This is a genomic window from Mesorhizobium sp. M4B.F.Ca.ET.089.01.1.1 (assembly GCF_004022605.1).
Classification (GTDB): Bacteria; Pseudomonadota; Alphaproteobacteria; order Rhizobiales; family Rhizobiaceae; genus Mesorhizobium; species Mesorhizobium abyssinicae.
Map to the genome: position 1 here is coordinate 1 of NZ_RZOS01000630.1, position 2,594 is coordinate 2,594.

The 2,594-nt window shown below is 63.8% G+C and carries 3 protein-coding genes; all 3 read left to right on the plus strand.

What is annotated here, in order from left to right:
- A partial coding sequence (gene plsX, locus EN780_RS31840) for a phosphate acyltransferase PlsX (protein ID WP_245500188.1) occupies nucleotides 1–1,017 on the plus strand: 1,017 nt, incomplete at its 5' end.
- A 9-nt stretch (nucleotides 1,018–1,026) separates the two neighbouring features.
- Nucleotides 1,027–1,998 (plus strand): beta-ketoacyl-ACP synthase III, encoded by a 972-nt coding sequence (locus EN780_RS31845; protein WP_127311115.1) that lies wholly within the window; start codon nucleotides 1,027–1,029, stop codon nucleotides 1,996–1,998.
- Nucleotides 1,999–2,100: 102 nt separating this feature from the next.
- Complete coding sequence (locus EN780_RS31850; protein ID WP_006201891.1) at nucleotides 2,101–2,424, plus strand: integration host factor subunit alpha; 324 nt, start codon at nucleotides 2,101–2,103, stop codon at nucleotides 2,422–2,424.
- The last annotated feature ends 170 nt before the right edge of the window (nucleotides 2,425–2,594 follow it).

Below are 2,594 nucleotides of genomic sequence, written 5' to 3' on the forward strand. Positions count from 1 at the left end.
ATCCCGGTGCTCATGACGGTCGCCATCCGTCGTCCCGACATCCGCTTCATCATTTATGGCCGCGAGGATGCGGTGCGTCCCGAGCTGGCCAAATTCCCCAAGCTCGCCGAGGTGAGCGAGTTCGTGCATTGCGAGATCGCGGTCCGCATGGACGACAAGCCGAGCCAGGCGCTGCGCCATGGCCGCTGGAAGTCATCGATGTGGAAGGCGGTCGAGGCGGTGAAGTCCGGCACAGCGCAGGCCTGCATCTCGGCCGGCAACACCGGCGCGCTGATGGCGATGTCGAAATTCTGCCTCCGCACGATGGCGACCATCGACCGTCCGGCGATCGCGGCGATCTGGCCGACGACGCGCGGCGAAAGCGTGGTGCTGGATGTCGGCGCCACCATTGGCGCGGATGCGCACCAGCTCATCGATTTCGCCATTCTGGGCACCGGCATGGCGCGCTCGATCTTCGGCATCGACCGTCCGAGCGTCGGTCTGCTCAATGTCGGCGTCGAGGAGATCAAGGGCCAGGAAGAGGTCAAGGAGGCCGGGCGCATGCTGCGCGAGGCCAACATGGCATCGATGAACTATCGCGGCTTCGTCGAAGGCGACGATATCGGCAAGGGCACGGTCGACGTCGTCGTCACCGAAGGCTTCGCCGGCAACATCGCGCTCAAGACCGCGGAAGGGACCGCCAGGCAGATCGGCGGCTATCTGCGCGCCGCCATGAGCCGTACGCTGATGGCCAGGATCGGCTATGTCTTCGCCAAGGGCGCCTTCGACCGGCTGCGCGAGAAGATGGATGTCGGCCGCTCCAATGGCGGTGTCTTCCTCGGCCTCAACGGCATTGTCGTGAAGAGCCATGGCGGCGCCGATTCGGACGGCTTCGCGGCGGCAATCGAGCTTGGCTACGACATGGTGCGCAACAATCTACTTGACCGCATCGAGGCCGATCTCGATCTGTTCCATGCGCGCAATCCGCATGCCCAGGCAAACAGGAAATCCGACGTCGTCGTCGACGCAAAGGAATAGGAAAGAGCTTTGATCAGATCAGTCGTGCGCGGCTCCGGCGCCGCGCTGCCCCGCCGCATCATGAAGAATGCCGATTTCGAAGGCATGGTCGAGACCTCCGACGAGTGGATCGTCCAGCGCACCGGCATCCGCCAGCGCCATGTCGCGGCCGATGACGAGACCACCGCCTCGCTCGGCGAGGCGGCCGCGCGCGCGGCGCTCGACAGCGCCGGTCTGACGCCCGCCGACATCGACCTGATCGTGCTGGCGACCTCGACGCCCAACAATACCTTTCCGGCGACCGCGGTCGAGATCCAGAACCGGCTCGGCATGCATCACGGCTTTGCCTTCGACATGCAGGCGGTCTGCTCAGGCTTCGTCTACGCGGTGGCGACCGCCGACCTCTACATTCGCGGCGGCCTGGCCAAGCGGGTGCTCGTCATCGGCTCCGAGACCTTCTCGCGCATCCTCGACTGGAACGACCGCTCGACCTGCGTCCTGTTCGGCGACGGCGCCGGCGCGCTGGTGCTGGAAGCCGGCGAGGGGACCGGCACCATCGCCGACCGCGGCGTGCTGGCGGCGAGCCTGCGCTCCGACGGCGTCCACAAGGAGAAGCTGTTCGTCGATGGCGGGCCTTCGACCACCGGCACCGTCGGCCATCTCAGGATGGAGGGCCGCGAGGTGTTCAAGCATGCGGTCGGCATGATCACCGACGTCATCGAGGCGACGTTCTCGCAGGCCGGCATCACCGCCGACGATCTCGACTGGTTCGTGCCGCATCAGGCCAATAAACGGATTATTGACGCTTCCGCCAAGAAGCTCGGGATCGCCGAGCAAAAAGTGGTGGTTACGGTCGATTTGCACGGTAACACGTCGGCTGCGTCCGTGCCGCTGGCGCTGTCAGTGGCCGTCGCCGACGGCCGCATCAAGAAGGGTGATCTGGTGCTGCTCGAGGCGATGGGCGGGGGTTTCACCTGGGGCGCGGTTTTGGTCCGCTGGTAAGTGCCGAACGGAAGGGTTCGGTCCTTGACCTTGACGGATCAATTACTTAGGCTCTGCCGTTGCTTGTACCGATTTATGTTTTTGAGCTGATGGGACGGTCGCATGGGGGGAAAGACACTTACGCGCGCCGACCTTGCCGAAGCCGTTTACCGCAAGGTTGGCTTGTCGAGAACTGAATCGGCCGAGCTCGTTGAAGCGGTGCTGGATGAAATTTGCGAAGCCATCGTGCGCGGCGAGACGGTCAAGCTCTCATCCTTCGCGACTTTCCATGTCCGCTCCAAGAACGAGCGCATCGGCCGCAATCCCAAGACCGGCGAGGAAGTGCCGATCCTGCCGCGACGGGTGATGACCTTCAAGTCGTCGAACGTGCTCAAGAGCCGCATCTTGCGCTCGCACCAGAACAGCAAGGCCAAGGGCGGCAAGTAGCCGCCGCAAATGCCCGGTTGATAATGTCCGCGCGTTTTGACGTCGGGCTTGAATATTGTTCCATAAACCGCTGAAATAAGGCTCGATTCGGCAGCAATTGGCCCGATCGCCGTCCAGCGGAGGATTCGCCCATGGACAAGAGCCCCGATGCTTTCCGCACCATCAGCGAG

What these genes read in the sequence shown, in the direction of transcription:
- EN780_RS31850 (WP_006201891.1), top strand. Translation starts at nt 2,101, where the DNA reads ATGGGGGGAAAGACACTTACGCGCGCCGACCTTGCCGAAGCCGTTTAC.